The 3,449-nt window shown below is 52.9% G+C and carries 5 protein-coding genes; all 5 read left to right on the top strand.

Annotated elements, in window-relative coordinates:
* Positions 1-456: SDR family oxidoreductase (locus tag VIN66_RS05820; RefSeq protein WP_331923088.1), on the top strand; the 456-nt coding region annotated here is incomplete at its 5' end.
* A 24-nt stretch (positions 457-480) separates the two neighbouring features.
* Entirely contained in the window at positions 481-1,323 is an 843-nt protein-coding gene (gene kduI / locus VIN66_RS05825) for a 5-dehydro-4-deoxy-D-glucuronate isomerase (RefSeq protein ID WP_331923089.1), read from the top strand.
* 99 nt (positions 1,324-1,422) lie between these two features.
* Positions 1,423-2,430 carry a TRAP transporter substrate-binding protein gene (locus tag VIN66_RS05830; protein ID WP_331923090.1) on the top strand — a complete coding sequence of 336 codons (1,008 nt, stop codon included), beginning with the start codon at positions 1,423-1,425 and terminating at the stop codon, positions 2,428-2,430.
* Positions 2,423-2,923 (top strand): TRAP transporter small permease, encoded by a 501-nt coding sequence (locus tag VIN66_RS05835; protein WP_331923091.1) that lies wholly within the window; start codon positions 2,423-2,425, stop codon positions 2,921-2,923. Before VIN66_RS05830 ends, VIN66_RS05835 begins: the two co-directional genes overlap by 8 nt.
* On the top strand, positions 2,923-3,449 hold a 527-nt coding region (locus tag VIN66_RS05840; RefSeq protein ID WP_331923092.1), incomplete at its 3' end, for a TRAP transporter large permease subunit. The genes VIN66_RS05835 and VIN66_RS05840, both read left to right, overlap by 1 nt.

Below are 3,449 nucleotides of genomic sequence, written 5' to 3' on the forward strand. Positions count from 1 at the left end.
CATCAGTTTCCGATGAAGGAATGGCATAAGGTGATCGCGGTGAATCTAGACTCCGCATTTTTACTCAGTCAGCGGCTGGGTGCTGAGATGATAAAGCGCAAAAGCGGCAAGATTATCAATATTGCCTCTATGCTGTCGTACAGCGGCGGTATTACCGTGCCGGCATACACGGCCAGTAAACACGCCATTGCTGGCTTAACCAAAGCACTGGCCAATGAATGGGCGCAGCACAATATTCAGGTTAATGCGATAGCGCCGGGGTATTTTCGTACCGATAACACCGCGGCGTTGCAGGCCGATACCGAGCGCAACGCTGCCATTACTGCCCGCATACCGGCAGCCCGCTGGGGCGAGCCAGAGGACTTAGCCGGTGCAGCAGTATTTCTCGCTTCAAACGCCAGTAATTATGTTAACGGCCACGTGCTGGCGGTAGACGGTGGCTGGCTGGCACGTTAAACGAATTTTTTACAGAGGTTATTTATGACTGTTTTATTTGAAAGCCGTTATCCGACCCATCCGGATGATGTTAAGCACTACGATACCGATGAGCTGCGTCAGCATTTTCTGGTCGACAACCTGATGCAGGCCGACAAGCTGGTGCTGTGCTACACCCACTATGAGCGCGTGATCGTCGGCAGTGCAGTACCGGTAAAAGCGCCGGTTAAACTTGAAGCGCCAGAGGCGTTAAAGGCGCAATTCTTTTTGCAACGGCGTGAGCTGGGCATTATCAACGTTGGTGGCACCGGCAGCGTAAAAGTAGATGGCAAAGAGTTTGAGCTGAAAAATACCGAAGCGCTGTATGTTGGTATGGGCGCGCAAGACGTCAGCTTTCACAGCAGCGACAGCAGTAAACCGGCCAGGTTTTATTTAAATTCTGCCCCGGCACACCATGCTTACCCGACTAAGCATCTGACGATGGACAACTGCACCGTGCTGCAGATGGGTGCACTTGAAACCTCAAACGAGCGCGCTATTCACCAGTTAATGATTAACGATGTGGTGGAAACCTGTCAGTTGCAAATGGGCTTAACCGTGCTCAAGCCTGGCAGCGTCTGGAACACTATGCCTGCACATCAGCATGACCGGCGGATGGAAGCCTATTTCTATTTTAACCTCGGTGATGATCAGCGCGTCTGCCATTTTATGGGCCAGCCGCAGCAAACCCGGCATATCTGGGTGGCAAATGAGCAGGCGGTAGTGTCGCCAGCCTGGTCGATCCACAGCGGCTGTGGTACCAGTAACTACGCCTTTATCTGGGGTATGGCCGGTGAAAACCTGGATTATCACGATATGGATAAATTTCCGGCCAGTGCCATGAAATAGCGGCAGCCGTAACACGTTAATACGCGCCTGCCTCAGGCAGGTTTTAAGTTAAGGCATGCAATAAGACATGCCAGTCCCCGCAACAGGGTAGGACGAGTTATGAGAAATTACACCCGGCAGGCATGCAGCCTGCTGCTGGTTGGCCTTGCGCTGCTTGCAGGCTGTAAGCCACAGCAGGAGGTGACTACATTACGGCTGGCGCATGCGCTGGACCAGGAGCATGTGGTGCACAAAGCTATGGTGCTGATGGCTGAGCGCCTGGAGCATTATTCAAACGGCAGCATGCGTATTGAGATCTATAGCGGCGGTCAGTTAGGTAATGAACGCGAGCTGGTAGAGCTGTTGCAAATTGGCAGCCTGGCGATGACTAAAGTGTCGGCCAGTTCAGTAGAGAGCTTTGTACCGCAGATGCGCGTATTCAGCGTACCGTATATTTTTAATGACAATGCCCACCTGTGGCGGGTATTAAATGGCAAAACCGGCACCGAGCTGCTAATGGCATTGCAAAGTGCCCGGCTACGTGGCCTTGGCTACTACGATGCCGGTAGCCGCAGCTTTTACTCTACTAATACTGAAATTCATACTCCGGCCGATCTGCGCGGTAAAAAATTCCGTGTTCTGGCCAGCCAGACCGCTGTGCGGATGGTTGAAGAGTTGGGCGGCGCTGCGACGCCGGTAGACTGGGGCGAGCTTTATACCGCGCTGCAACAAGGTGTGGTCGATGGTGCTGAAAATAACCCGCCAAGCTTTTACCTGTCACGCCATTATGAGCTGAGTAAATACTATACGCTGGATGAACATACCTCTGTACCTGATGTGCTGATAGTCAGCCTGCCGGTATGGCAGAGGTTAACACCACAGCAGCAACAATGGTTGCAACAGGCAGCCAACGATTCTATCGCTTATCAGCGCTCGGCCTGGCAACAGGTATCAGACGATGCGCTTGCGGCGGTGAAAGCTGCCGGTATCCAGGTCATATACCCGGACAAACAACCGTTTCGCGATGCAGTGGCGGATTTTCATCAAAGCCTGAAACAAACCGATATCGGGCCTTTACTGCAGCAGATTGCTGAGATTGGCGCCAAGCAGGAGGCCAGCGATGACTAAAGTAGTCCATGCCGTTGATACGGTACTGAAATGGTTTCTGGCGTCTTTGATGGCCGCCATCGTGCTGGTAGTGAGCTGGCAGGTGATATCACGTTTCGTGTTAAACGCACCAAGCTCCATTACTGAAGAGTTGTCGCGAACCTTGCTGATCTGGATTGGCATGGTCGGGGCGGCTTTTGCCTACCGCACCGGCGTGCATCTGGGGCTGGATATTGTAACGCAGAAATTCCCCAAAGCTGTGCAGCGTAAGCTGGCAATGGTGCTGACCGCCTCAGTAGTGGCGTTTGCCATTGCGGTAATGGTGGTTGGCGGTGGCAATCTGGTCGCGCTGACCTACGAGCTGAACCAGATGTCGGCAGCGTTAGATATTAAGATGGCGTATATCTATATCGCGGTACCTTTATCGGGGGTGTTAATCGCGTTTTATGGTGTATGCCAGTTGTATTACCTGGCGGCGAACAAGCCGATGCAGCCGGTTGAGGGGATGCACTGATGGAAATGGCGATTCTGGTTTTACTGCTGGTATTTTTTGGCTTACTGCTGCTAAACGTGCCCATTTCATTTTGTATTGGCCTGGCCACGCTGGCGACGATGCTGTTAAGTGTCGATGTCATGCCGGCGGTGACTACGATGGCGCAGCGTATGGCTGGCGGTATCAATAGCTTTGCGTTGCTGGCAATACCATTTTTTGTGCTGTCAGGTCTTATCATGGGGCGCGGCGGTATCGCCAAGCGCCTGATTGAATGTGCTATGGCGCTGGTGGGAATGCTGCCAGGCGGTCTGGCGCTGGTGAATGTAGTGTCCTGTATGTTTTTCGGAGCAATTTCTGGCTCAGCGGTGGCGGCAACATCGGCCATTGGCAGCTTTATGTTGCCGGAGATGAAAAAACAGGGTTACGACATTAACTACAGCGCGGCAGTTACCGCTGCAGCGGCCACAACGGGCATGCTAATCCCGCCGAGTAACATTCTGATCGTATACGCTATAGCCAGTGGCGGGGTGTCAATTGCCGCTTTGTT

Source organism: Rheinheimera sp. (genome assembly GCF_036568245.1).
Lineage (GTDB): Bacteria > Pseudomonadota > Gammaproteobacteria > Enterobacterales > Alteromonadaceae > Alishewanella.

What these genes read in the sequence shown, in the direction of transcription:
- kduI (WP_331923089.1), top strand. Translation starts at nt 481, where the DNA reads ATGACTGTTTTATTTGAAAGCCGTTATCCGACCCATCCGGATGATGTT.
- VIN66_RS05830 (WP_331923090.1), top strand. Translation starts at nt 1,423, where the DNA reads ATGAGAAATTACACCCGGCAGGCATGCAGCCTGCTGCTGGTTGGCCTT.
- VIN66_RS05835 (WP_331923091.1), top strand. Translation starts at nt 2,423, where the DNA reads ATGACTAAAGTAGTCCATGCCGTTGATACGGTACTGAAATGGTTTCTG.